The organism is Pseudomonas shirazica (assembly GCF_015168335.1).
GTDB classification, from domain to species: Bacteria; Pseudomonadota; Gammaproteobacteria; order Pseudomonadales; family Pseudomonadaceae; genus Aquipseudomonas; species Aquipseudomonas asiatica.
Window position 1 is genome coordinate 4,693,762 of sequence record NZ_CP063456.1, and the last position, 23,186, is coordinate 4,716,947.

A 23,186-nucleotide genomic window follows, 5' to 3' on the forward strand; every position below is an offset into this window, starting at 1 on the left:
TTCTCGACTGCTTGCTCTGGCCCTTTCGCGGGCACGCCCGCTCCCACAGGTACTGTGCAAGTCTTGAGTACTGTGAAGATCCTGTGGGAGCGGGCGTGCCCGCGAAGAGGCCGGAACAGGCAACACATTGCTTAGGCCCTAGTGCAAAGTCCTGGGCCCAGTGGGCATCTGCACCTGAATCAATGCCGACTCCAGCAAAGCCCGCAGCGTCTCCAGTTCATGCATCGACGTCATCATCAAAACCGACGCCGGCGACTTGGGCGGCAGCAGCATGGCCTGATGCACAACGGTCGCAGCGCACAGCGCATAGTCCGTGGCCTGGATCAGGGTGTCTTCAAGGGAATGAATATCGTGGGGTGGATCGGGGACAATCTTAAGCATGGTGACACTCTCTATAGGTTGGCTAGAGCTGCCACTCATGACTTGCAGTGTGATGGGTGGCAGCCACGTACGGGTCTGCAAGACCGGCAGAGAGCAAAATCCGGCAGGTTCGAAAACCTCCCGTACGCAGCCACCATTAAGCGCGCGCAATGGCATGCCATTGGCATCGGTGATCGGCATTTTGCTCTGGACAGGCTTGCAGGCCCGGTCGCTGATTTGGCAACGACAGGGCCACACTAGGCCGCCAGGAACACCACCGCAATGGCTCAAGGGCGCTAGGAAGCTATTTCAGAAACGCCCTACGCGCAACGGGAAAAATCTGATTATTACCGGCGCGATTGAGGGGATGTCGCGGTAAACCCGTCAGCCCTTCACACACACCACCTGCCGCAAGGTGTGCACCACCTCCACCAAGTCCTGCTGCGCGCGCATCACCGCATCGATGTCCTTGTAGGCCATGGGGATCTCGTCGATCACCTCCTTGTCCTTGCGGCATTCCACATGCGCCGTGGCCCGCCGCTGGTCTTCCACGGTGAAGCGGCTCTTGGCCTTGGTCCGGCTCATCACCCGGCCGGCACCATGGCTGCAGGAACAGAAAGACTCCTCGTTGCCCAGCCCTCGCACGATGAAGCTCTTGGCCCCCATCGAGCCGGGAATGATGCCCAACTGCCCTTTCTGCGCCGACACCGCCCCCTTGCGCGTCACCAGCACCTCTCGGCCAAAATGCTGCTCGCGCTGCACATAGTTATGGTGGCAGTTCACCGCTTCCAGGCTGGCCTCGAACGGTTTGCCCAGCGCCTTGCGAGCCGCACCGACCACCGCCAGCATCATCAGTTCGCGGTTCTGCCTGGCGTAGTCCTGCGCCCACTCCACCGCTTCGACGTAGTCGGCGAAATGGCGGCTGCCTTCCTCGAAATACGCCAGGTCCTTGTCCGGCAGGTTGGCCAGGTGCTGGCGCATGTCGGCCTGGGCCAGTTCGATGAACAGGTTGCCGATGGCATTGCCCACGCCCCGGGAGCCGCTGTGCAGCATGAACCAGACGCGGTCGGCCTCGTCCAGGCACACCTCGATGAAGTGGTTGCCGCCGCCCAGCGTCCCCAGGTGATGGCGGTTATTGGTCTTCTCCAGGCGCGGGTACTTGTCGGTGATGGCCTTGAAGCGCCCGGCCAACTGCCCCCAGGCCTTGTCCGCCTTGGCCGGCACATCGGCCCAGGCGCCCTGGTCACGTTTGCCGAAGGTCTTGCCATGCGGCACGGCGTGCTCGATGGCATTGCGCAGGCCATGCAGGTTGTCCGGCAGGTCGCGGGCGTGCAGCGACGTGCGCGCGGCGATCATGCCGCAGCCGATATCCACCCCCACCGCGGCGGGGATGATCGCGCCAACCGTGGGGATCACACTGCCGATGGTCGAGCCCTTGCCCAGATGCACGTCCGGCATCACAGCCAGGTGCTTGAAGATGAACGGCATCCTCGCCGTGTTGAGCAGTTGCTTGCGCGCGTCGTCTTCCACCGGTACGCCGTCGGTCCACAACTTGACCGGCTTGCCGCCGGCAACCTGAAGAATGTCCATGGGGCTGTTCCTCGAATGCATAGCCGAATGATACCGCCAAAGGTCGTAGAGCCGTCGGTTGCCAGCGAGGTGGCAATGTGCTGTATGCTTGGCGGGTCTTCAGGGCGGGGTGAAAGTCCCCACCGGCGGTAAATCGAAAGATGAGCCCGCGAGCGCCCCGGCCATGCCGGGGGTCAGCAGATCTGGTGAGACTCCAGAGCCGACGGTCATAGTCCGGATGAAAGAAGGCGTCAGGCAGGGGCCATCCGGGCGCCCCTGCGCGCGCATTTTGTTCGCCCCGAGACGTTCATCGATCATTCACGAGGAGCGTTTCATGTCCACCATGCACCACCCGCAATTCCCCAATGTCAGCGCCGCCATCGCCGCCTTCAAGGCCGGGCGCCCCGTGCTGCTGCTCGACGACGACGACCGCGAGGACGAAGCGGACATCATCGCCGCCGCCGAGAACATCTCGCTGCAGACCATGGCCATGATGATTCGCGATTGCAGCGGCATCGTCTGCCTGTGCCTGGACGAGGCCACCGTCGACGAACTGCAACTGGCACCCATGGTGCAGAACAACCAGGCACGCCACGGCACCGGCTTTACCGTCACCATCGAGGCGGCGGAAGGCATTACCACCGGGGTGTCCGCCCAGGACCGCATCACCACCATTGGCGCGGCATTGCGCTCTACTGCGGAGCAGCGCCATATCGTCAGCCCGGGGCATGTATTCCCGCTGCGCGCCCGCAATGGCGGGGTGCTGACCCGCCGTGGCCACACCGAAGGCTCGGTGGACCTGGCACGCCTGGCCGGGTTGCGCCCGGCGGCAGTGCTGTGCGAACTGATGAACCCCGATGGCACGATGGCCCGTGGCGAGCAAGTGGCGGTGTATGCGCGGCAATACAATCTGCCGGTGCTGACCATCGAGGAACTGGCGCGGTACCGTGAGGCCATGCTGGAGCTGGAAGCAGAGCCAGCCTGACAGGCCACCTTGGGGCCATTCGCGGGCTTGCCCGCTCCCACAGGTGCACTACAGGTCTTGAAGACTGTGATGTACCTGTGGGAGCGGGCAAGCCCGCGAAAGGGCCCTTGAAACCAACAGCGTTGCCCCTGAAGTTTGCTCCCCCCGCCCCGCTCTGCTAGTGTCGCGCCGTTCTGAATGCCACCGAGACAGTCGCCATGGCCCGCAAAAAAGCCTCCCTCGATTTCGAGCAATCCCTCGCAGACCTGCAAGCACTGGTCGAGCGCCTGGAGAACGGCGAGTTGTCGCTGGAAGAGTCGCTGGCCGCCTTCGAGCAAGGCATCGCCCTGACCCGCGATTGCCAGGGTGCCCTGGCCCAGGCCGAACAGAAGGTGCAAATCCTGCTGGAACGCGATGGCGAACTGGCTGCCCAGCCCTTCGACGCGGAGCCGGAAGCATGATCGGCACCTACCAGGCCAGCTGCCAGGCGCGGGTCGACGCCGCCCTCGAACCGTTGTTCGTCGCCCCGACCAAGGAACTCGAACGCCTTTACGCCGCCATGCGCTACAGCGTGATGAACGGTGGTAAACGCGTTCGTCCGCTGCTGGCTTACGCGGCCTGCGAAGCATTGGGCGCCCCGGCCGAACAGGCCAACGGCGCAGCCTGTGCGGTGGAACTGATCCACGCGTACTCGCTGGTGCATGACGACCTGCCGGCCATGGATGACGACGACCTGCGCCGCGGCCAGCCGACCACCCACAAAGCCTTCGATGAAGCCTGCGCGATCCTCGCCGGCGACGGTTTGCAGAGTCTGGCCTTCAGCGCCTTGCTCGACCCGCGTCTGAGCCCGCAGGCTGACAGCATTCGCCTGGCCATGGTCCAGGCCCTGGCCAAGGCTGCCGGCCCGGCAGGCATGGTCGGTGGCCAAGCCATCGACCTGGGCTCGGTTGGCCTGAAGCTGGACCAGCAGGCGCTGGAGTTCATGCACCGGCACAAGACCGGCGCGCTGATCGAAGCCAGCGTGCGCCTCGGCGCCCTGGCCAGCGCCCGCGCCGAACAAGCGCAACTGGATGCCTTGCAGACCTATGCACAGGCGATCGGCCTGGCCTTCCAGGTGCAGGACGACATTCTCGACGTGGAAAGCGATACCGCCACCCTGGGCAAACGCCAAGGGGCCGATATCGCCCGTGACAAACCGACCTACCCGGCGCTGCTGGGCCTGGAAGCGGCCAAGGCCTATGCAATCGAACTGCGCGACCAGGCGCTGGTCGCACTGCAAGGGTTCGGCGAAAAGGCCGAACCGCTGCGGGCGTTGGCGCGTTACATCGTCGAACGCCGCAACTGATTTGACTGGGGCCGCTGTGCGGCCCTTCGCGGGCAAGCCCGCTCCTACAGGACAGCGCTGCACCTGTGGGAGCGGGCTTGCCCGCAAAGGGCTGCACAGCAGCCCCATGCGACACCCGTCTGAATGGGCAGTATTTCCTACAATGGGGTAAACTGCCGCGTCTTCACACACCTATAACGACTCGCCTGATGCCCACGACGTTTCAAGAGATCCCCCGCGAACGCCCGGTCACGCCGTTGCTCGACCGCGCTGACACGCCTGCCGGCCTGCGCCGGCTGGCCGAAGCCGACCTGGAGACCCTGGCCGACGAACTGCGCCAGGAACTGCTCTACACCGTGGGTCAGACCGGTGGGCATTTTGGTGCCGGCCTGGGCGTCATCGAGCTGACCATCGCCCTGCACTATGTCTTCGACACCCCCGACGACCGGCTGGTGTGGGACGTGGGGCACCAGGCCTACCCGCACAAGATCCTCACCGGGCGCCGTAACCGCATGCTCAGCCTGCGCCAGAAGGACGGCATCGCCGCCTTCCCGCGCCGCAGCGAGAGCGAGTACGACACCTTCGGCGTCGGCCACTCCAGCACCTCGATCAGCGCTGCACTGGGCATGGCCATTGCCGCCCGCCTGCAGAACAGCGACCGCAAGTCGATCGCGGTGATCGGTGACGGCGCGCTGACCGCCGGCATGGCCTTCGAGGCGTTGAACCACGCCCAGGAAGTCAACGCCGACATGCTGGTGATCCTCAACGACAACGACATGTCGATTTCGCGCAATGTCGGCGGCCTGTCCAACTACCTGGCCAAGATCCTCTCCAGCCGCACCTACGCGAGCATGCGCGAAGGCAGCAAGAAAGTGCTGTCGCGCCTGCCAGGCGCTTGGGAAATCGCCCGCCGCACCGAGGAGTACGCCAAGGGCATGCTGGTGCCGGGCACGCTGTTCGAAGAACTGGGCTGGAACTACATCGGCCCGATCGACGGCCACGACCTGCCGACCATGATCGCCACCCTGCGGAATATGCGTGACCTCAAGGGCCCGCAGTTCCTGCACGTGGTGACCAAGAAGGGCAAGGGCTTCGCCCCGGCCGAGATCGACCCGATCGGCTACCACGCCATCACCAAGCTGGAGCCGGCCGACAAACCCGCCGCACCGAAGAAAGCCAGCGGCCCGAAATACTCCGCGGTGTTCGGCCAGTGGCTGTGCGACATGGCTGCCGCCGACAACCGCCTGGTGGGCATCACCCCGGCGATGAAGGAAGGCTCCGACCTGGTCGAGTTCAGCGAGCGCTACCCGGAGCGTTACTTCGACGTGGCGATCGCCGAGCAACATGCCGTGACCCTGGCGGCCGGCATGGCCTGCGAGGGCAGCAAGCCGGTGGTGGCGATCTACTCCACCTTCCTGCAGCGCGCCTACGACCAGCTGATCCACGACGTGGCGGTACAGAATCTTGACGTGCTGTTCGCCATCGACCGCGCCGGCCTGGTCGGCGAAGACGGCCCGACCCACGCGGGCAGCTACGATCTGTCATACCTGCGCTGCATCCCGGGCATGCTGGTGATGACCCCAAGCGACGAAAACGAGCTGCGCAAGATGCTCAGCACCGGCCACCTGTACAACGGCCCGGCGGCTGTGCGCTACCCGCGTGGCACCGGCCCGAACGCGCCGATCAGCGGTGACCTGGAGCCGCTGGAAATCGGCAAGGGCGTGGTCCGTCGCCAGGGCGAGAAAGTCGCCTTGCTGGTGTTCGGCGTGCAACTGGCCGAGGCCATGCAGGTGGCCGAGCAGATCAACGCTACCGTTGTGGACATGCGTTTCGTCAAACCGCTGGACGAGGCGCTGGTGCTGGAACTGGCCGCAAGCCATGAGCTGCTGGTGACCATCGAAGAAAACGCCATCATGGGCGGTGCCGGTGCGGCTGTGGGTGAGTTCCTGGCCAGCCAGGCGATCGTGAAACCGCTGCTGCACCTGGGGTTGCCGGACATCTATGTCGAGCATGCCAAGCCGGCGCAGATGCTGGCTGAGTGCGGGCTGGATGCGGCTGGGATCGAGGCTTCGGTGAAGGCTCGGATGGCCAGGCTCGGGCTTTGAGATTTTGGGGCCGCTTTGCGGCCCATCGCGACACAAGGCCGCTCCTACAGGGGCCGCGCAGTTCTTTGTAGGAGCGGCCTTGCGTCGCGATCGAGGGCGCAGCCCTCGCAAAAGCTTACTTGGACGCCGGCGCGTTAGCCTCGAGCAACGCACACAAACGCGCCGTAGCTTCGATCATCTGCCCACTAGGCCGCTCCAGGCCTTTGTCTGGCACCACCAGTAAACGATCATCGGCAACCGCACGCAGTTGCGGCCAGGCCTTCCAACTCTCCAGCTGCGCCTGATCACCCGCCAGAATGACCTGTGGGTTGCGCAGCAGCACAGACTCCACATTTACCTGCGGCGCCGCCTGGGTGAGATCGGCGAAGACATTACGCGCGCCGCAAACGGCCAGGGCATCGCTGACCACCTGCCGGCCACCGAGCGTGTACAGCGGTCGGTCCCAGACCTGGTAGAACACCTGCAAGGGCTCGTCCCGTCGATACTGCTGGCGCAGCTGCCGCAGCCGGTCACGCAGGGCCTGGGCATACCGATGGCCCTGTTCGGCACGGCCGATTCGTTCGGCGATGGCTTCGATCTGCTCGATCAGCTGGTCGATGTCATGGGGTTCTGCGCTATACGTTGCGATACCCAGGCGCTTGAGCTGGTCGCGTTGGGCCGGCGGCACGCTGCCCGGCCACAGCAGCAACAGGTCGGGGCGCAGGCTGAGCAGGCGTTCGAGGTCCAGTTGCCCCTGGCGCCCCACCGAGGGCAACTCGCGCAGCGCCGCCGGCCGTTCGCCACCGTCGAGCACACCGACCAGCAGGTCATCGGCCTGCAGTTCGAGCATGATCTCGCTCATCGACGGGGCCAGGCTGACCACTCGCAGGGGTTCGGCGGGCAGTGCGGAGCAGACGAGCAGCGCCAGCAGGCCGGGCAGCAGGCGCATCAGCCGAGCTGGCGTGGAATACGATAGAGGTACAGCACCACTGCGGTGGACAACGCCAGCAGGATCTGCGGCACCGCCTCGAGGCCGACCAGCACCGACAAAGCGGCGACCCAGGCCGGGAAGCAGGCATACAACATAGCCAGGCGCCGCACCCGCGCCAGTTCGATCCAGGCGGCGGGCTCTTCTCCAGTGCCGAGCACCTTGGAAGTGGCGATGAGGGCGCGCTTGTAGGCACTAAAGCGCGGCAGGCTGAGGAACATGGTCGCCGCGCCGGCAATGAACAGTGGCATGGCCAGCACCGAGGCCAGCGCATCACCGCCACCGAAGGCCCAGGCCATCACTGGCAGCGGCACCAGGCCCACCGCCAGGTATTGCCACCAGGCCAGCGCCAAGCGCCGCTTGACCTCGGCGCGGGTCACGCCTGAGGCACCTCGCCCTGGTGCTCGTTACCCAGCATGTGGCCCAGCTTGCCGGCCTTGGTTGCCAGGTAGTAGCGGTTGTGCGGGTTGTGCCCGGTGTGCAGCGGTACGCGCTCGGCGACGACGATGCTCATGTCGGTCAGGGCTTTGACCTTGCGCGGGTTGTTGGTCATCAGGCGCAACGACTTCACGCCCAGGTGCTCCAGCATCGGCAGGCACATGGCGTAGTCGCGCTGGTCGGCGGCGAAGCCCAGGCGCTCGTTGGCCTCGACGGTATCGGCGCCACCGTCCTGCAGCTCGTAGGCGCGAATCTTGTTCAGCAGGCCGATGCCACGGCCTTCCTGGCGCAGGTACAGCAGCACGCCACGGCCTTCACGGGCGATGGCCTGCAGCGCGGCTTCCAGCTGCGAGCCGCAGTCGCAGCGCTGGCTGAACAGGGCATCGCCGGTCAGGCACTCGGAGTGCAGGCGCCCCAGCACCGGCTGGCCGTCCGCGATGTCACCCAGGCTGAGCACCACGTGCTCACGGCCAGTGGCTTCGTCGAGGAAGCCATGCATGGTGAAGGTCGCGAAGGGAGTCGGGAGTTTAGAGGCGGCAACAAAGACGACGGGCACGTTGTGCTCCTGGAATAAGTTTAAATTTCTCGTGGGCCGATTGTATCAGCAGGTTGGGGGATGTGGGCTGGCTGAATACCGTGGGGTAAGATCGAAAAGTTCGATGCTTAGCAAAGGTCTGTACTCAATCCTGTGGGAGCGGGCATGCCCATGAAACGGGGCGCTCAATGTGGTTTGCTATCCGGGCTGAACGGATACGGCTGCTGCCAGTGCTCGAAGATCGGCTTCAGCTCACCACTGCGCACCAGCTCGGTCATGCGCTTGTCGAACAGGTCGCGCAGGGCCTTGGCCTGGTCGCTGCGGGCAAAGGCCAGGTACAGCGGCAGTTCGGCCACATGGGTGCGGCGGAAGCGCTCGGGCTGGGAGGTCTGGCCGAGCACATAGTCGATCTCGGTCAGCGCATCGATGTAGAAGTCCACACGGTCATGCTCGAGCATCGGCAGGATGCCTTCGCGGCGCTGGACTTCGCGGAAGTCATGCACATCGGGCAGATAGCTACCGAAGTCGTAGCCACGCACCCAGGCCAAGCGGTAGCGACCTATGGTCTGCCGAGTAGGTACTGGCTTGCTGACCAACCCTAGCGCGTAGATGTGGTCCATGTCGAAGTGCCAGCGCGGGTACAGGTTGTCGTCGTTCTCTTCCTTGTACGAGCCTACCCAGGCGTCAGCCTCGCCACGCTTCACCAGCCCGACCGCACGGCTGTAGGGCGCGCTCTGGGTCACTACCTTGACCCCGGCCGGCTCGAACACCTTGCGCAGCACGTCCCAGGCTACCCCGGTACCGTCGGCGTTGGTGTAGTCGAGCCACTCTTCGCTGACCAGGTGGATCTGCTTCGGCACACCCTCGGCAGCCGCCGCCCACGGGGCAAGGCTCAGCAGCATTGCCAGCAGCACGGTCCTCATGGCCATTCACACGCTCCCTGTATCAGGCAACCGCCCAAACCAGAACCTGCATCCCCAGCCAGGCAAACACGCCAGCCAGGATATCGTCGAGCATGATGCCAACGCCCCCATGCACATGGCGGTCGACCCAGCGGATCGGCCACGGCTTGAGAATGTCGAAGAAGCGGAACATCAGGAACCCCGCCAGCAGCCACTGCCAGCCTTCCGGCACCAGCCAGAGGGTTATCCACATGCCGACGATCTCGTCCCAGACAATGCCTTCATGGTCGTGCACGCGCAAGTCATTGGCGACCTTACCGCATAGCCAGAAGCCGAACAGCATGCTCACGCCCAGCAACAGCCAGTAGCCCCAGTCGGGCAGCATCTGCCACATCGGGATGAACGGTATGGCCACCAGCGAGCCCCAGGTGCCCGGCGCCTTTGGCAAGGTGCCAGAACCGAAACCGAAGGCGATGAAGTGCCACGGGTTGCGCCAGACCGAAGGCGGAACAAACTCCGCAGGCACCTGGTTGGGGTGATCGGTCACGGTGTCTCCCTAAAATGTTGATAGCCGCGTTGCCGCGGGGTGATGTCCTGGCCCTGCCGGTCGCGCAGGCTCACACCCTGCCCTTCGAGCACCCGCCCGATGACGTGGAATGCCGCCAGGCCTTGTGCCTGCAGGGATGAAAGCTCGGCTGGCGGCAAGGTGAACGCCAGCACGTAGTCATCGCCACCGGTCAGCGCCGCATGTACGGCCGCCTCGGCGCCGAGCAAGCCCTGCAGGGCGGATGACACCGGCACCTGCTCCAGGTTCACTTCGAGCGCCACGCGGGAGCCCTTGGCGATATGCCCGCAGTCGGCCAGCAGGCCGTCGGAAATATCCAGTGCCGAAGTTGCACGCCCGCGCAGCAACTGGCCCAGGGCGAGCTGCGGCGACGGCGACCAGTAATGGTCGAGCAACGGTTGCGCCAGCGCGGCATCGGCCTGGCGCTGGCCCAGCACCAGCGGCAAAGCCCCTGCCGCGTTACCCAACTCGCCCCCGACGCAAAGCAGGTCGCCCGGGCGAGCGCCATCACGGCGCAACGCCTGCCCCACCGGAACCCGGCCGAACACGGTCATGGTGATACTCAGGGGGCCGCGAGTGGTGTCGCCACCGATAAGGCTTAGCTGGCAGTGGCCGGCCATGCGGTTGAGGCCGCTGGCGTAGGCTTGCAGCCAGTCGGCGCTGACCTCGGGCAAGGTCAGGGCAAGGGTGAAGCCGATGGGGGTGGCGCCCATGGCAGCCAGGTCGCTGGCCGCCACGGCCAGCGAGCGCTGGCCGAGCAACCAAGGGTCGCACAGAGCCGGAAAATGCACCCCGGCAACCAGGGTGTCGGTGGACACCGCCAGTTGCTCGCCGGCAGGAAGGCCCAGCAAGGCGCAGTCGTCACCAATGCCAAGGGCCACGCCTTCACCGCCTTGCGCACAGGGCGCGGCGGCGAAGTAATGGCTGATCAGCTCGAACTCACCCATGGTCCGCAAGCGCCAGGATCAGCGCTTGTTCGCCTTTACTTCTGCTTCGCGCAGGTTCGGGGCCAGCTTGTCCAGCACACCGTTGACGAACTTGTGGCCATCGGTGGCACCGAAGACCTTGGCCAGCTCGACACCTTCGTTGATCACCACGCGGTACGGTACGTCGACGCGTTTGATGAACTCCCAGGTAGACAGACGCAGCACGGCCAGCTCGACCGGGTCGAGCTCTTCCAGTGCCAAGTCCAGGCATGGCTTCAGGGCGCTGTCGATTTCGCTCTTGATCGCCGGGACCCCATGCAGGATCTCGCGGAAATAAGCGCCGTCGACATCGGAGAAATCGTTATCGACCCGGAACTGCGCTTCGATCTCGTTCAGCGAATGCTGCGCCATGTGCCACTGGTACAGTGCCTGGGTCGCGAGCTTGCGGGCTTCGCGGCGCTTGGCACTCTTCGATGGCTTGCCGGCATCCGCAGGTTTTGGATCGCGCGGGTTGAAACGATCGCTTTCGTCGCTAATCACTTGGCCTCCAACTGCGCCAGCAGGCTGACCATTTCCAGAGCGGACAGGGCAGCTTCAGCACCTTTGTTGCCGGCCTTGGTGCCGGAACGCTCGATGGCCTGCTCGATGGAGTCGACGGTCAGTACGCCGAAGGCCACCGGAACACCGAACTCCATGGACACCTGGGCCAGGCCCTTGGTGCATTCGCCCGCCACGTATTCGAAGTGCGGGGTACCACCACGGATCACGGCGCCCAGGGCGATGATCGCGTCGTAGGCGCCTTGCTGGGCGACCTTCTGTGCCACCAGCGGGATTTCGAATGCACCCGGGGCACGGATGATGGTGATGTCGCTTTCGCTGACACCGTGGCGTACCAGGGCATCAACGGCACCGCTTACCAGGCTTTCGACGACGAAGCTGTTGAAGCGGCCAACCACCAAAGCATAGCGACCTTTGGGGGCGATGAAGGTACCTTCGATGGTCTTCAGGGTCATTCCGATATTCTCATCTTCAAGAGCGAGGCCGCATGCTGGCGGCCTCGACAGGGGTATGGACTCGAGCTGGAGGGCGTCACTGCCGCCTCAAGTCACTCGGAGGGCACGTATTCTACAACTTCCAGATCGAATCCGGATATCGCGTTGAACTTCATCGGCGAACTCATCAGGCGCATCTTGCGCACACCGAGGTCGCGCAGGATCTGCGAACCTGCACCCACGGTGCTGTAGGTGGTCGGTGCCTTGACTGGTGCATCGCCAGCGCTTTCGCGGATGTGCGCCAGCAGCACGTCGCCGTCCAGCGGGTGCCCCAGCAGCAATACCACGCCGCTGCCGGCCTCGGCCACGGCAGCCATGGCGGCGCGCAGGCTCCAGCGGCCCGGTTGCTTGACCAGCAGCAGGTCGCGCAGCGGGTCCATGTTGTGTACGCGGACCAGGGTCGGCTCTTCGGCGCAGATCTTGCCCAGGGTCAAGGCCATGTGCACGTCACCTTCCACCGCGTCGCGGTAGGTGACCAGGTTGAACTCACCCAGCTCGCTCTCGACCGGTTGCTCGGAGACGCGCTGCACGGTGCGCTCGTGGATCATGCGGTAGTGGATCAGGTCGGCGATGGTGCCGATCTTCAGGCCGTGCTCGGCGGCAAACACTTCCAGTTCGGCGCGGCGCGACATGGTGCCGTCGTCGTTCATCACTTCGCAGATCACGCCACTTGGCTCGAAACCGGCCATGCGTGCTAGGTCGCATGCGGCCTCGGTGTGGCCGGCACGGGCCAAGGTACCGCCAGGCTGGGCCATCAGCGGGAAGATGTGGCCAGGGCTGACGATATCTTCGGCCTTGGCGTCCTTGGCAGCGGCCGCCTGCACGGTACGTGCGCGGTCAGCGGCGGAGATGCCGGTGGTGACACCTTCGGCGGCTTCGATCGACACGGTGAACTTGGTGCCGAAGCCCGAGCCGTTGCGCGGCGCCATCAGCGGCAGCTTCAGGGTCTCGCAGCGCTCGCGGGTCATCGGCATGCAGATCAGGCCGCGGGCGTGCTTGGCCATGAAGTTGATGTGCTCAGGCAGGCAGCACTCGGCCGCCATGATGATGTCGCCTTCGTTCTCGCGGTCTTCGTCATCCATGAGGATGACCATTTTGCCCTGGCGGATGTCTTCGACCAGTTCTTCGATGCTGTTGAGCGCCACGCGGCACCCCCTTCTCAATCAGGATTTCAAGAAGCCGTTGGCGGCCAGGAAGCTTTCGGTAATGCCACTGCCCTTGCTCGGTTCGGCAGCCTTGTCACCCAGCAGCAGACGCTCCAGGTAACGGGCCAGCAGGTCGACCTCAAGGTTTACCCGACGCCCTGCACGGTAGTCGGCCATGATGGTTTCGGACAGGGTGTGCGGGACAATGGTCAGCTCGAACTCGGCGCCATTGACCTCGTTGACCGTCAGGCTGGTGCCGTCGACGGTGATCGAACCCTTGTGGGCGATGTACTTGGCCAGTTCCTTCGGTGCACGCACGCGGAACTGGATGGCGCGGGCGTTATCGCTGCGCGAGATGATTTCGCCGACCCCGTCGACGTGGCCGCTGACCAGGTGCCCGCCCAGCCGGGTAGTGGGAGTCAGGGCTTTTTCCAGGTTGACCTTGCTGCCGCTCTTGAGGTCGATGAAGGCGGTGCGCTTGAGGGTTTCGACGCTGACGTCGGCCCAGAAGCCGTCGCCCGGCAGCTCGACGGCGGTCAGGCACACGCCGTTGACGGCGATGCTGTCGCCGAGCTTGACGTCACCCAGGTCGAGCTTGCCGGTTTCGACGTAGACGCGCACGTCGCCACCCTTGGGGGTCAGGCTGCGGATGGTGCCGATGGATTCGATGATGCCGGTGAACATGGGGTCTTCCTCAAAAACGTTTTGCGCAGGGCAAGCCAGGCATTATACGCGGGGTGCCGGCAGGGGGATGGCCGTGACCCGCCAGTCATCGCCCACTGCGCGCATTTCGGTAATTTTCAGCCGCGGCGCTTCGCTCATCTTGTCCAGTGGCCAGTCCAACAGCGGACGGGCCTGGGAACCGAGGAAAGTGCCGGCGACGAACAGCTGGTACTCGTCGATCAGGCCTAGCCGGGAGAAGGCGCCGACCAGGCCGGCACCGGCTTCCAGCAGGACTTCGTTGATGCCGCGGGCCGCCAGTGCCTGCAGCAACGCCGACAGGTCTACCTGGCCATTGTCACCCGGCAAGCTGAGCAGTTCGTGGCCGGCAGCGGCATAGCGCGGGTCATCTGCGACAGCGGTCACCACCAGCGCCGGGCCAGCCTGGAAAAACGGCGCATCCAGCGGCAGGCGCAGGTGGCCATCGATCAGCACGCGCAGCGGTGTGCGGCTGAGAGCCAGGGCAGTGGTTTCGGCATCCAGGCCCAGCTCGGCGCCGCGCACGGTCATCCGCGCGTTGTCGGCCAACACGCTGGTGGCGCTGGTCAGTACCACGCTGGAGCGGGCACGCAGGCGCTGCACCGCCGAGCGGGCGGCCGGGCCGGTGATCCACTGGCTTTCGCCACTGGCCATGGCGGTGCGGCCATCCAGGCTCATGGCCAGCTTGGCGCGAACGAACGGCAGGCCGTGCTCCATGCGTTTGAGGAAACCGGGGTTGAGTGCGCGGGCCTCGGCCTCGAGCACGCCGCTGGCCACTTCGATACCGGCCTCGGCCAGGCGCCGCAGGCCCTGCCCCGCCACTTGCGGGTTGGGGTCCTGCATGGCGGCTACCACCCGTGCCACGCCTGCCTTGACCAGCGCTTCAGCGCACGGTGGCGTGCGGCCATGGTGGCTGCACGGCTCAAGGGTGACATAGGCACAAGCGCCACGGGCACGCTCACCGGCCTGGCGCAGCGCATGCACTTCGGCATGCGGCTCGCCGGCGCGCACATGCCAGCCTTCGCCGACCACCTCGCCATCGCGCACGATCACGCAGCCTACGCGCGGGTTCGGGTGGGTGGTGTACAGGCCCTTGCGCGCCAGCTCCAGCGCGCGGGCCATGTAGTGGGCGTCGAGGATGGCAGCTTGGCTGGGCATGGTCACTCTTTAGCCGGCTCGCGAGCCAGGCGGTCGATTTCTTCGCGGAACTCGTCGAGGTCCTGGAAGCGGCGGTAAACCGAGGCAAAACGGATATAGGCCACTTCGTCGAGCTTGCGCAGCTCGGCCATGACCATCTCACCCACTACCAGCGATTTGACTTCACGCTCGCCGGTGGCACGCAGGCGGCTCTTGATATGCGCCAGCGCAGCTTCCAGGCGCTCGACGCTGACCGGGCGTTTTTCCAGTGCCCGCTGCATGCCGGCGCGCAGCTTTTCTTCGTCGAAGGGTTGGCGCGTGCCGTCCTGCTTGATCAGCCGGGGCAGCACCAGCTCGGCGGTTTCGAAGGTGGTGAAGCGCTCGCCGCAGGCGACGCATTCACGGCGGCGGCGCACCTGCTCGCCCTCAGCGACGAGACGAGAGTCGATTACCTTGGTGTCGTTGGCACCGCAAAAGGGACAGTGCATGGTGGCAGGCAACAAAAAAAGGGAGGGCCATGGTAGCGCATCCCACTGGCAAGACAAGCCAAAGGGGTTAACATCCATGGGAAATCTACCCGTGAAGGACTACCCCATGCACTACCGAGCGCTCGTCGTGCTGTGCTGCGCCGCCCTGCTCGCTGCCTGCGGCAGCGACAGGCCGAAGCCCGACACCCCTCCGGCACCCACGCCAGCCCGCACGGCCAAGCCGGCCACAGTACTGGGCCCGCTGCCGGCCTACCAGCGCGAGCTGAGCGGCACCTTGCTGGAAATCCCCGCCGGTGCCGACGTGGAGCTGGCCTTGCTGGTCATCGACGAACGCGACCGCCCACAACGCTTGCTGGCCAGCAGCAACCTGACCGGCACCGGCCAGGCCCTGCCCTACCAACTGCGCTTCAACCCCGAGGCCTTCCCCGCTGGTGCCCGGGTCGAGCTGCGCGGCCGCGCCAGCAGCTCTGGCCAGCTGATCATGCACCTGCCGCCGGTGCGCATTACCCAGGCCCAGACCCAGGCCATCGGCCCGCTGCGTTTCGAGAAGGCGCCGTAAGTGGCGCCAGTCTCCCTACAACAGCCCCTGCAACAGGCCCTCAGCGGCCTGATCGGCGAAGCGCGTCTTGTCGTCAGCGAGCTGCCCGGCTGCGACCTCAAGCTGTGGCTGATCGACGACCAGAACATGGACCGCGCCTTCAGCAGCGAAGAGACCCGGCGCATTCTTGAAGAACCGCCCTACTGGAGCTTCTGCTGGGCCAGCGGCCTGGCCATGGCCCGTTACCTGGCCCAGCACCCGGAATGGGTAGCCGGCAAGCGCGTGCTAGACTTTGGCGCCGGCTCCGGTATCGCCGGTATTGCCGCCGCCCGCGCCGGTGCGCTGGAAGTGGTGGCCTGCGACCTCGACCCGCTGGCACTCGATGCCTGCCGCGCGAATGCCGCGCTGAACGGGGTGGAACTGGGTTACAGCAGCGATTTCTTCGCCGAAGACGACCGCTTCGATCTGATACTGGTTGCCGACGTGCTGTACGACCGCGCCAACCTGCCGCTGCTGGATGCCTTCCTCGGCCGCGGCCGCCAGGCGCTGGTGGCCGACTCGCGGGTACGCGACTTCAGCCACCCGCTGTACCAGCAGCTGGGTGTGCTGGAAGCGCTGACCCTGCCGGACCTGGCCGAGCCGCACGAATTCCGCCGGGTCAGCCTGTACCACGCCAGCCGCGACACCTTATAGTGGTGTTATCCACGAGTTTGCGAGAGTCGCGATGACCCAAGACACGCCTTACATTTTCGACGCTACCGATGCCACCTTCCAGCAACTGGTTATCGAGAACTCCTTCCACAAACCGGTGCTGGTGGATTTCTGGGCCGAGTGGTGTGCGCCGTGCAAGGCACTGATGCCGCTGCTGGCGAAGATCACCGAGGGTTACCAGGGCGAGTTGCTGCTGGCCAAGATCAACTGTGACGTGGAGCAACAGGTAGTTGCCCAGTTCGGCATCCGCAGCCTGCCGACCGTGGTGCTGTTCAAGGACGGCCAGCCGGTGGACGGTTTTGCCGGTGCGCAGCCGGAATCGGCGATCCGCGCCATGCTCGAGCCGCACGTGCAACTGCCTGCCGCGCCCACCGCCTCGCCGCTGGAGCAGGCCAAGGGACTGTTTGCCGAAAGCCGTTTTGCCGAGGCCGAAGCGCTGTTGCAGGCGCTGCTGGGTGAGGACAACAGCAATGCCGAGGCACTGATCCTGTATGCCCGTTGCCTGGCCGAGCGCGGGGAGCTGGGTGAGGCCCAGGTGGTGCTGGATGCGGTCAAGACTGACGAGCACAAAGCTGCACTGGCCGGTGCCAAGGCACAACTGACCTTCCTGCGCCAGGCCGCCAGTCTGCCGGAAGTGGCTGACCTGAAAAGCCGCTTGGCGCAGAACCCGCAGGATGATGAAGCGGCTTATCAGCTGAGCGTGCAGCAGTTGGCGCGCCAGCAGTATGAAGCGGCGCTGGAAGGGTTGTTGAAGCTGTTCCAGCGTAACCGTGGTTATGAGAACGGGCTGCCGCAGAAGGCGTTGCTGCAGGTGTTCGAGCTGCTGGGCGGTGATCACCCGCTGGTCGGCGTGTATCGTCGCAAGTTGTCGGCGGCGATGTTCTGACAATGCCGGGGCCGCTTTGCGGCCCATTCGCAGCACAAGGCTGCTCCTACACCACGTGTTGCGCAGTCCCTGTAGGAGCAGCCTTGTGCTGCGAATGGGCTGCAAAGCAGCCCCCAAAATCCTGAAAGCCTTCACCCAACCCAGTGATACACCGGCGCGTCCACGCCACTTTCCACCTTGACTTCACTGCTATGCCGCAAGCGCACCAGCAGCCGCTTACCCGCCGCCGTACTTCCCGCCAGCCCTTCGAGCCGATCCAGCAATTCCGGCCCGCTCATCTGCCCCGCCAGGCGCAACACCTCACGCGCCGCAGTCCATTGCCCGTCATCCTGACGCGTTGTCGCCACGGTTTCGGTTGCTGCGGTCTGCGCCACTGCGGGCAATTCGATCTGCCGCCCCAGTTGTGCCCACTCTTCAGGCGCCAGCTCGATGGTCAGGTCCACAGGCCAATCACCAATCTGTCCACGAATTCTCATGCTGCATTCCCTGAACCCAAGTCTAATGCCGCCATCCTACCCCAACATGAAACCTGCGCCACGCAGGCTGGCAGCACGGGGAAAAGCTGTTATAACATAACCCAATCTTCTTGCCCGCTCCGGAGTCATCCATGCGTCGCCTGTTGCTTGCCCTGCCCTTCGCCTTGCTGCCACTGGCCGTGGCCCATGCCCACGATGATGACCACAATCACGACCACGCCCACGGCACCCTCGGCGCCCACGAGCATGGCGTGGCCAAGCTCAATGCCGTGCTCGATGGCAACACTCTGGAGCTGGAGTTGGACAGCCCGGCAATGAATCTGGTCGGCTTCGAACACGCTGCCAACAGCGACGCCGACAAGGCCAAGGTCGCGGCGGTGCGCCAGCAGCTGGAGCAGCCACTGAAGCTGTTCGGCCTGCCCGCCGCTGCCGGTTGCAAGGAAGACCAGCAGGAACTGGAAAGCCCGCTGTTCGGTGATGCCCCGAAAGCCGACGACGATGGTGACGACCACGAGCACAGCCACCAGCACAGCGACATCGGCGCCCATTACCAGCTGACCTGCGCCAACCCCGACAAACTGGCGCAGGTGGACCTCGCTCCGCTGTTCAAGGCGTTCCCGGCTACCCAGAAAATCACCGTTCAACTGATCGGCCCCAATGGCCAGAAAGGCGCGGAAGCCACGCCAGCCAAGGCTGCGGTCGTGTTCTGAATGCGCCAGCCGTTGATCGAACTGCATGACCTGGTCTTCGCCTGGCCCGGACAGCCGGCGCTGCTGGATATTCCGGCATTCCGCCTGGAAGCTGGCGAAGCCCTGTTTCTCAAGGGCCCCAGCGGCAGTGGCAAGACCACATTGCTGGGCCTGCTGGGCGGGGTGAACGTAGCGGGCCAGGGCCGCATCCAGTTGCTCGGCCAGGACCTCGGCCGCCTGGGCCAAGGCGCCCGTGACCGCTTCCGGGTCGACCACACCGGTTATATCTTCCAGCAGTTCAACCTGCTGCCGTTCCTCTCGGTACGCGAAAACGTCGAGCTGCCCTGCCGCTTCTCGCGCAGCCGCAAGGCCCGCGCCGAGCAGCGCCATGGCAGTGTCGACCAGGCAGCCAGCACCTTGCTGGCCCACCTGGGCCTGGACGACCCCGCCCTGCTCGCCCGCCGCGCCGACAGCCTGTCGATCGGCCAGCAGCAACGGGTCGCTGCCGCCCGCGCACTGATCGGCCAACCCGAACTGGTGATCGCCGACGAACCGACCTCGGCGCTGGATGCCGACACCCGTGAAGCGTTCATCCGCCTGCTGTTCGATGAATGCCGCGCCGCCGGTGCCAGCCTGCTGTTCGTCAGCCACGACCAGAGCCTGGCGCCGCTGTTCGACCGCCACCTGTCGCTGGCCGAACTCAACCGTGCCGCCAAGCCCCGGGAGGCCTGATGTACCTGCTCCGCCTTGCCCTGGCCAGCCTGGCCAACCGCCGCTTCACCGCATTCCTCACCGCCTTCGCCATCGCCCTGTCGGTGTGCCTGCTGCTGGCCGTGGAACGGGTCCGTACCGAGGCCCGGGCCAGCTTCGCCAGCACCATCAGCGGTACCGACCTGATCGTCGGCGCCCGCTCCGGCTCGGTGAACCTGCTGCTGTACTCGGTGTTCCGCATCGGCAACGCCACCAACAACATCCGTTGGGACAGCTATGAGCACTACGCCAAGGACCCGCGGGTGAAATGGGCCATCCCCATCTCGCTGGGCGATTCGCACCGTGGTTATCGAGTGATGGGCACTACCGGCGACTACTTCAGCCATTACCAGTACGGCCGCCGCCAGCACCTGGAATTGAGCCAGGGCCGCGCGTTTGCCGATGATCCGTTCGAGGTGGTGCTGGGTGCCGAAGTGGCCGAGGCGTTGCACTACAAGCTGGGCGACAAGCTGGTGCTGGCACATGGTGTCGCCGCGATCAGCCTGGTCAAGCACGATGACAAACCGTTCACCGTGGTCGGTGTGCTCAAGCGCACCGGTACGCCGGTCGACCGCACGCTGCATATCAGCCTGGGCGGCATGGAAGCCATCCACATCGACTGGCACAACGGTGTGCCGGCCCGTGGCGCCGGGCGTATCAGCGCCGAGCAGGCACGGACCATGGACCTGCAGCCGGCCGCCATCACTGCGTTCATGCTCGGCCTGAACAGCAAGATCGCGACATTCAGCCTGCAGCGGGAGATCAATGAATACCGCAGCGAGCCGTTGCTGGCGATCCTGCCCGGGGTAGCCCTGCAGGAGCTGTGGAGCCTGATGGGCACCGCGGAGCAGGCGTTGTTCGTGGTGTCGCTGTTCGTGGTGCTGACCGGCCTGATCGGCATGCTTACGGCGATTCTCACCAGCCTCAACGAACGCCGCAGGGAGATGGCGATATTGCGCTCGGTTGGCGCCAGGCCGTGGCATATCGCAGGGCTGCTGGTGCTGGAGGCACTGTCGCTGGCGGCGATCGGGATCGCTGCCGGGCTTGGCTTGCTGTATGCGGGAATCGCCCTGGCGCAGGGGTATGTGCAAGCCAACTATGGTTTGTATTTGCCGCTGGCCATGCCGAGCGCTCATGAATGGACGTTGCTGGCTATCATACTGGGAGCTGCGCTGTTGATGGGCAGCGTGCCGGCGTGGCGGGCCTATCGGCAGTCGTTGGCCGATGGCTTGTCCATTCACCTCTGAGGGCGTGCAATGATCCAATACCTCACTGCCTTCTTCGCGGGTGAACCCGCTCCCACAAGGTCCACCACAAGCTTCAAAGCCTGTGCAGGACCTGTGGGAGCGGGTTCACCCGCGAAGAGGCCAGTACAGGCAGTACAACTACTCCTGGTCATGCTGCTTTCACTGGCATCGCCCACCTGGGCCTCGGAACCCCGCGAACTTGACTGGCCCGCCCTCATCCCCGAAGGCGCCCCGGTCATCCCGCCCCAACTCGCGCCGCTGCACGACATGTCGCAGCTCAGCAACGCCCTGTCCGCCGAGTCCGCCCCGCCGGCACGCCAGCAGGCACCCGACGCCCCGGTGGTAAAAAGCCTCGACGGCCAGCAGATCAAACTGCCCGGCTACATCGTGCCGCTGGAGGTGAGCGAAGAAGGCCGCACCACCGAATTCCTGCTGGTCCCCTACTACGGCGCGTGCATCCACGTGCCACCTCCACCCTCGAACCAGATCGTGCACATCTTCAGCGAAATGGGCGTGCGCGTAGAAGACCTCTACCAGCCCTACTGGATCGAGGGAAAGCTGCAGGTTAGAGCCTCCAGCAGCGAACTGGCCGATGCCGGCTACCAGATGGAAGCCGAGAAAATATACGCTTATGAGCTGAGATGAGAACTGTTTCGAATTCGTGACGACGCTTCTTTGAGCTGGGTCAAACTTTCTGTTTAACGGCATCCGTACCATTGGACTACTCGATTACTCACGTCCTCTGGGAGCTTCCATGAACAAGTCCTTGCTCAGCGCCGCCCTCGCGGCCCTGGCGCTCGCTGCCCCTGTCGCCCACGCCCACCAGGCAGGCGATATCATCGTCCGCGCAGGAGCCATTACCACAGCTCCCAACGAAAGCAGCGGCGACCTGAAATTCGACGGCAACAAAGTCTCGGGCACCAAGGCGACTCTGGACAGCGACACCCAACTGGGCCTGACCTTCGCCTATATGCTCACCGACCATATCGGCCTCGAGCTGCTGGCTTCCACCCCGTTCAAGCACACCGTCGGCGTCAAAGGCCTGGGCGGCGGCCTGGACGGCAAGCTCGCCGACATCAAGCAGCTGCCACCGACCCTGTCGTTGCAGTACTACCCGATGGAACCGACTTCCAAGTTCCAGCCGTATGCCGGCGTCGGCATCAACTACACCCTGTTCTTCGACGAAGACCTCAGTAGCGCACGCAAGCAGCAGGGCTTCAGCAACCTGAAGCTGCAAGACTCGGTCGGCATCGCCGGTCAGCTGGGCATGGACTACATGATCACCGACAACTTGCTGGTCAACGCATCGGTCTGGTACGTCGACATCGACACCAAGGCCAGCGTCAACGGCCCGAGCGCACTGGGCTACAGCAAGACCAAGGTCGACGTCGATGTCGACCCGTGGGTGTACATGGTCGGCCTTGGCTACAAGTTCTGACCTGAACACTGCAGGGCGGCTTCGGCCGCCCTCGCGCGTTGCAGCCATAGCCAGTACCCCAGCGCCACCGCGCTGATGCCCATCCCAAGCCAACACACCGCTGCCCAACCCCAATGGGCATACACCCAGCTCGCCAGCACTGCCCCCACTCCGCTGCCAAGCGAATAGCAGCACATGTAGGCGCCGATCAACCGGCTGGCCATTGCGCCACGCCCGGCCAGTAGCAGGCTCTGGTTGGTGACATGCACCGCCTGCACGGCAAAGTCCAGCATCAGCACACCCAACCCGAAGGCCATCAGTGAATGCCCGACGAAGGCCGTGGGCAGCCATGACAGCACCAGCAGAACCAGCGCCAGACCGGTGGTGCGCTCCCCCAGCCCCTGGTCGGCCAGGCGACCGGCGCGCGCTGCCGCCAATGTGCCGGCAACACCCGCCAGGCCGAACAGACCGACCTCGGTATGGCTCAGCGCCAGTGGCTCGGCACTCAGGGGCATGACCATGGCACTCCAGAGCACGCTGAACGCAGCGAAGATCAACACGCCGAACAGCCCGCGCTGACGCAGCAGCCGGTCGTGCCGGTACAGCCTGAACTGGGCAACGATCAGCGCCCGGTAGCCAGACCGCAGCGACACCGGTTGCCCCGCGGGCAGGCTGCGCCACAGCACCAGGGCCAGCAGCATCAACAGCCCTGCGGCAATCAGGTACACGCTGCGCCAGCCAGCCAGGTCGGCAAGCCCGCCCGAGACCAGCCGTGCCAGCAGAATGCCCAGCACTATGCCGCTGGTGACGATGCCCACGGCCTGCCCTTGCTGGCCGGGGGCGGCAAGGCTCGCTGCATGCGCCACCATCACCTGCACCATGACCGCCATCAGCCCGGTGATGGCCAGGGCCAGCAGCAATAGCGCCCAGTTGGGCGCCATGCCTACCCCAACCAGCGCCAGGGCCGAGAACAGCAACTGCCCGAGCAACAGGCGCTTGCGGTCGATCAGGTCCCCCAGCGGCACGATCAGCAACAACCCCAGGGCATAGCCCGCCTGGGTCGCGCCCACTACCCAACCGATCTGCTGCTGCGCCACGCCCAGGTCAGCGGCCATCGACTCGAGCAGAGGCTGGGCGAAATACACAGTCGCCACAGCCATGGCGCTGGTGATGGCCAGCAGCAGGGTTATCCAGCGTGTCAGTGCAGGGTTCATCGGGCTGGTCTCGTCAATCTGGTTTCGAATTGAAACCACATACTGGCTATTTAGCAAATGTGGTTTTAATCTGCAACCAGAT

Annotated in this window: 28 protein-coding genes and 1 riboswitch; of the genes, 12 read left to right on the top strand and 16 right to left on the bottom strand. The window is 64.9% G+C overall.

Features of this window, described 5'->3' with window-relative positions:
- Positions 1-138: 138 nt before the first annotated feature.
- The gene (locus tag IMX18_RS21660; protein ID WP_015268786.1) at positions 139-381 is read right to left on the bottom strand and encodes a hypothetical protein; all 243 of its coding nucleotides are present in this window, start codon (positions 379-381) and stop codon (positions 139-141) included.
- Between the two features lie 363 nt (positions 382-744).
- A complete protein-coding gene (locus IMX18_RS21665) occupies positions 745-1,950 on the bottom strand; it encodes an RtcB family protein (RefSeq protein WP_013970683.1) in 1,206 nt (401 codons plus the stop codon).
- A gap of 91 nt (positions 1,951-2,041) precedes the next feature.
- Positions 2,042-2,183: riboswitch (FMN riboswitch) on the top strand.
- A gap of 80 nt (positions 2,184-2,263) precedes the next feature.
- On the opposite strand from IMX18_RS21665, the gene ribB reads away from it, so the two are divergent.
- The 4 genes from ribB (at position 2,264) to dxs (ending at position 6,322) form a co-directional block, all read left to right on the top strand.
- Complete coding sequence (ribB, locus tag IMX18_RS21670) at positions 2,264-2,914, top strand: 3,4-dihydroxy-2-butanone-4-phosphate synthase (protein WP_100413291.1); 651 nt, start codon at positions 2,264-2,266, stop codon at positions 2,912-2,914.
- A 197-nt stretch (positions 2,915-3,111) separates the two neighbouring features.
- A complete protein-coding gene (locus IMX18_RS21675; protein ID WP_003255380.1) occupies positions 3,112-3,354 on the top strand; it encodes an exodeoxyribonuclease VII small subunit in 243 nt (80 codons plus the stop codon).
- Positions 3,351-4,238, top strand: a complete 888-nt coding sequence (ispA, locus tag IMX18_RS21680) for a (2E,6E)-farnesyl diphosphate synthase (protein ID WP_039614624.1) — start codon at positions 3,351-3,353, stop codon at positions 4,236-4,238. The genes IMX18_RS21675 and ispA overlap by 4 nt, the downstream gene beginning before the upstream one ends.
- A gap of 188 nt (positions 4,239-4,426) precedes the next feature.
- Positions 4,427-6,322: a 1-deoxy-D-xylulose-5-phosphate synthase gene (gene dxs / locus IMX18_RS21685; RefSeq protein ID WP_024086183.1), complete on the top strand. Its 1,896-nt coding sequence runs from the start codon at positions 4,427-4,429 to the stop codon at positions 6,320-6,322.
- A gap of 115 nt (positions 6,323-6,437) precedes the next feature.
- Here dxs and IMX18_RS21690 read toward each other — a convergent pair whose 3' ends face one another.
- The 12 genes from IMX18_RS21690 to nrdR all read right to left on the bottom strand — a co-directional run bounded on the left by IMX18_RS21690 (position 6,438) and on the right by nrdR (position 15,176).
- Entirely contained in the window at positions 6,438-7,250 is an 813-nt protein-coding gene (locus tag IMX18_RS21690) for a cobalamin-binding protein (protein WP_015268781.1), read from the bottom strand.
- Positions 7,250-7,669 carry a hypothetical protein gene (locus tag IMX18_RS21695; protein WP_015268780.1) on the bottom strand — a complete coding sequence of 140 codons (420 nt, stop codon included), beginning with the start codon at positions 7,667-7,669 and terminating at the stop codon, positions 7,250-7,252. Before IMX18_RS21695 ends, IMX18_RS21690 begins: the two co-directional genes overlap by 1 nt.
- Positions 7,666-8,283, bottom strand: coding sequence for a GTP cyclohydrolase II (ribA, locus tag IMX18_RS21700; protein WP_015268779.1), 618 nt, complete (start codon positions 8,281-8,283; stop codon positions 7,666-7,668). The genes IMX18_RS21695 and ribA overlap by 4 nt, the downstream gene beginning before the upstream one ends.
- Before the next feature lie 164 nt (positions 8,284-8,447).
- On the bottom strand, positions 8,448-9,191 hold the full coding sequence (locus tag IMX18_RS21705) for a substrate-binding periplasmic protein (protein ID WP_015268778.1): 744 nt from the start codon (positions 9,189-9,191) through the stop codon (positions 8,448-8,450).
- A 16-nt stretch (positions 9,192-9,207) separates the two neighbouring features.
- Positions 9,208-9,711 carry a phosphatidylglycerophosphatase A family protein gene (locus IMX18_RS21710; protein WP_015268777.1) on the bottom strand — a complete coding sequence of 168 codons (504 nt, stop codon included), beginning with the start codon at positions 9,709-9,711 and terminating at the stop codon, positions 9,208-9,210.
- Positions 9,708-10,676 carry a thiamine-phosphate kinase gene (gene thiL / locus IMX18_RS21715; RefSeq protein ID WP_217190804.1) on the bottom strand — a complete coding sequence of 323 codons (969 nt, stop codon included), beginning with the start codon at positions 10,674-10,676 and terminating at the stop codon, positions 9,708-9,710. Before thiL ends, IMX18_RS21710 begins: the two co-directional genes overlap by 4 nt.
- An 18-nt stretch (positions 10,677-10,694) precedes the next feature.
- Positions 10,695-11,195 (bottom strand): transcription antitermination factor NusB, encoded by a 501-nt coding sequence (gene nusB / locus IMX18_RS21720; protein ID WP_013970674.1) that lies wholly within the window; start codon positions 11,193-11,195, stop codon positions 10,695-10,697.
- Positions 11,192-11,668: a 6,7-dimethyl-8-ribityllumazine synthase gene (ribH, locus tag IMX18_RS21725; RefSeq protein ID WP_003255395.1), complete on the bottom strand. Its 477-nt coding sequence runs from the start codon at positions 11,666-11,668 to the stop codon at positions 11,192-11,194. Before ribH ends, nusB begins: the two co-directional genes overlap by 4 nt.
- A 92-nt stretch (positions 11,669-11,760) precedes the next feature.
- Positions 11,761-12,852 carry a bifunctional 3,4-dihydroxy-2-butanone-4-phosphate synthase/GTP cyclohydrolase II gene (gene ribBA / locus IMX18_RS21730; protein WP_003259341.1) on the bottom strand — a complete coding sequence of 364 codons (1,092 nt, stop codon included), beginning with the start codon at positions 12,850-12,852 and terminating at the stop codon, positions 11,761-11,763.
- Positions 12,853-12,870: 18 nt separating this feature from the next.
- The gene (locus tag IMX18_RS21735) at positions 12,871-13,536 is read right to left on the bottom strand and encodes a riboflavin synthase (RefSeq protein WP_003255399.1); all 666 of its coding nucleotides are present in this window, start codon (positions 13,534-13,536) and stop codon (positions 12,871-12,873) included.
- 42 nt (positions 13,537-13,578) lie between these two features.
- The gene (ribD, locus tag IMX18_RS21740) at positions 13,579-14,709 is read right to left on the bottom strand and encodes a bifunctional diaminohydroxyphosphoribosylaminopyrimidine deaminase/5-amino-6-(5-phosphoribosylamino)uracil reductase RibD (RefSeq protein ID WP_015268775.1); all 1,131 of its coding nucleotides are present in this window, start codon (positions 14,707-14,709) and stop codon (positions 13,579-13,581) included.
- A 2-nt stretch (positions 14,710-14,711) separates the two neighbouring features.
- The gene (gene nrdR / locus IMX18_RS21745; RefSeq protein WP_003255402.1) at positions 14,712-15,176 is read right to left on the bottom strand and encodes a transcriptional regulator NrdR; all 465 of its coding nucleotides are present in this window, start codon (positions 15,174-15,176) and stop codon (positions 14,712-14,714) included.
- 106 nt (positions 15,177-15,282) lie between these two features.
- On the opposite strand from nrdR, the gene IMX18_RS21750 reads away from it, so the two are divergent.
- From IMX18_RS21750 to trxA, 3 genes are read left to right on the top strand one after another with little or no spacing between them, the layout of a single operon-like run.
- On the top strand, positions 15,283-15,735 hold the full coding sequence (locus IMX18_RS21750) for a YbaY family lipoprotein (RefSeq protein WP_217190805.1): 453 nt from the start codon (positions 15,283-15,285) through the stop codon (positions 15,733-15,735).
- Positions 15,736-16,407: a class I SAM-dependent methyltransferase gene (locus IMX18_RS21755; protein ID WP_217190807.1), complete on the top strand. Its 672-nt coding sequence runs from the start codon at positions 15,736-15,738 to the stop codon at positions 16,405-16,407.
- A 31-nt stretch (positions 16,408-16,438) separates the two neighbouring features.
- Positions 16,439-17,311, top strand: coding sequence for a thioredoxin (gene trxA / locus IMX18_RS21760; protein WP_013970670.1), 873 nt, complete (start codon positions 16,439-16,441; stop codon positions 17,309-17,311).
- A gap of 131 nt (positions 17,312-17,442) precedes the next feature.
- Here trxA and IMX18_RS21765 read toward each other — a convergent pair whose 3' ends face one another.
- Positions 17,443-17,787 carry a hypothetical protein gene (locus IMX18_RS21765; RefSeq protein ID WP_043935270.1) on the bottom strand — a complete coding sequence of 115 codons (345 nt, stop codon included), beginning with the start codon at positions 17,785-17,787 and terminating at the stop codon, positions 17,443-17,445.
- Positions 17,788-17,918: 131 nt separating this feature from the next.
- On the opposite strand from IMX18_RS21765, the gene IMX18_RS21770 reads away from it, so the two are divergent.
- From IMX18_RS21770 to IMX18_RS21790, 5 genes are all read left to right on the top strand, one after another.
- On the top strand, positions 17,919-18,497 hold the full coding sequence (locus tag IMX18_RS21770) for a DUF2796 domain-containing protein (protein WP_015268772.1): 579 nt from the start codon (positions 17,919-17,921) through the stop codon (positions 18,495-18,497).
- On the top strand, positions 18,498-19,208 hold the full coding sequence (locus IMX18_RS21775) for an ABC transporter ATP-binding protein (protein WP_085665379.1): 711 nt from the start codon (positions 18,498-18,500) through the stop codon (positions 19,206-19,208). It begins immediately after the preceding gene.
- Positions 19,208-20,473: an ABC transporter permease gene (locus IMX18_RS21780; protein ID WP_085665378.1), complete on the top strand. Its 1,266-nt coding sequence runs from the start codon at positions 19,208-19,210 to the stop codon at positions 20,471-20,473. The genes IMX18_RS21775 and IMX18_RS21780 overlap by 1 nt, the downstream gene beginning before the upstream one ends.
- A gap of 150 nt (positions 20,474-20,623) precedes the next feature.
- Positions 20,624-21,118 carry a DUF3299 domain-containing protein gene (locus tag IMX18_RS21785; protein ID WP_075044449.1) on the top strand — a complete coding sequence of 165 codons (495 nt, stop codon included), beginning with the start codon at positions 20,624-20,626 and terminating at the stop codon, positions 21,116-21,118.
- A gap of 109 nt (positions 21,119-21,227) precedes the next feature.
- Complete coding sequence (locus IMX18_RS21790; protein WP_217190809.1) at positions 21,228-21,911, top strand: OmpW/AlkL family protein; 684 nt, start codon at positions 21,228-21,230, stop codon at positions 21,909-21,911.
- On the opposite strand, the gene IMX18_RS21795 is transcribed toward IMX18_RS21790, so the two are convergent.
- Positions 21,899-23,104, bottom strand: a complete 1,206-nt coding sequence (locus IMX18_RS21795) for an MFS transporter (protein WP_217190811.1) — start codon at positions 23,102-23,104, stop codon at positions 21,899-21,901. The genes IMX18_RS21790 and IMX18_RS21795 overlap by 13 nt on opposite strands.
- Positions 23,105-23,186 lie beyond the last annotated feature (82 nt).

Coding starts and splice junctions, on each gene's coding strand:
- IMX18_RS21660 (WP_015268786.1), bottom strand. CDS start 381: ATGCTTAAGATTGTCCCCGATCCACCCCACGATATTCATTCCCTTGAA.
- IMX18_RS21665 (WP_013970683.1), bottom strand. CDS start 1,950: ATGGACATTCTTCAGGTTGCCGGCGGCAAGCCGGTCAAGTTGTGGACC.
- ribB (WP_100413291.1), top strand. CDS start 2,264: ATGTCCACCATGCACCACCCGCAATTCCCCAATGTCAGCGCCGCCATC.
- IMX18_RS21675 (WP_003255380.1), top strand. CDS start 3,112: ATGGCCCGCAAAAAAGCCTCCCTCGATTTCGAGCAATCCCTCGCAGAC.
- ispA (WP_039614624.1), top strand. CDS start 3,351: ATGATCGGCACCTACCAGGCCAGCTGCCAGGCGCGGGTCGACGCCGCC.
- dxs (WP_024086183.1), top strand. CDS start 4,427: ATGCCCACGACGTTTCAAGAGATCCCCCGCGAACGCCCGGTCACGCCG.
- IMX18_RS21690 (WP_015268781.1), bottom strand. CDS start 7,250: ATGCGCCTGCTGCCCGGCCTGCTGGCGCTGCTCGTCTGCTCCGCACTG.
- IMX18_RS21705 (WP_015268778.1), bottom strand. CDS start 9,191: ATGGCCATGAGGACCGTGCTGCTGGCAATGCTGCTGAGCCTTGCCCCG.
- thiL (WP_217190804.1), bottom strand. CDS start 10,676: ATGGGTGAGTTCGAGCTGATCAGCCATTACTTCGCCGCCGCGCCCTGT.
- ribH (WP_003255395.1), bottom strand. CDS start 11,668: ATGACCCTGAAGACCATCGAAGGTACCTTCATCGCCCCCAAAGGTCGC.
- IMX18_RS21735 (WP_003255399.1), bottom strand. CDS start 13,536: ATGTTCACCGGCATCATCGAATCCATCGGCACCATCCGCAGCCTGACC.
- ribD (WP_015268775.1), bottom strand. CDS start 14,709: ATGCCCAGCCAAGCTGCCATCCTCGACGCCCACTACATGGCCCGCGCG.
- nrdR (WP_003255402.1), bottom strand. CDS start 15,176: ATGCACTGTCCCTTTTGCGGTGCCAACGACACCAAGGTAATCGACTCT.
- IMX18_RS21750 (WP_217190805.1), top strand. CDS start 15,283: ATGCACTACCGAGCGCTCGTCGTGCTGTGCTGCGCCGCCCTGCTCGCT.
- trxA (WP_013970670.1), top strand. CDS start 16,439: ATGACCCAAGACACGCCTTACATTTTCGACGCTACCGATGCCACCTTC.
- IMX18_RS21765 (WP_043935270.1), bottom strand. CDS start 17,787: ATGAGAATTCGTGGACAGATTGGTGATTGGCCTGTGGACCTGACCATC.
- IMX18_RS21770 (WP_015268772.1), top strand. CDS start 17,919: ATGCGTCGCCTGTTGCTTGCCCTGCCCTTCGCCTTGCTGCCACTGGCC.
- IMX18_RS21775 (WP_085665379.1), top strand. CDS start 18,498: ATGCGCCAGCCGTTGATCGAACTGCATGACCTGGTCTTCGCCTGGCCC.
- IMX18_RS21780 (WP_085665378.1), top strand. CDS start 19,208: ATGTACCTGCTCCGCCTTGCCCTGGCCAGCCTGGCCAACCGCCGCTTC.
- IMX18_RS21785 (WP_075044449.1), top strand. CDS start 20,624: ATGCTGCTTTCACTGGCATCGCCCACCTGGGCCTCGGAACCCCGCGAA.
- IMX18_RS21790 (WP_217190809.1), top strand. CDS start 21,228: ATGAACAAGTCCTTGCTCAGCGCCGCCCTCGCGGCCCTGGCGCTCGCT.
- IMX18_RS21795 (WP_217190811.1), bottom strand. CDS start 23,104: ATGAACCCTGCACTGACACGCTGGATAACCCTGCTGCTGGCCATCACC.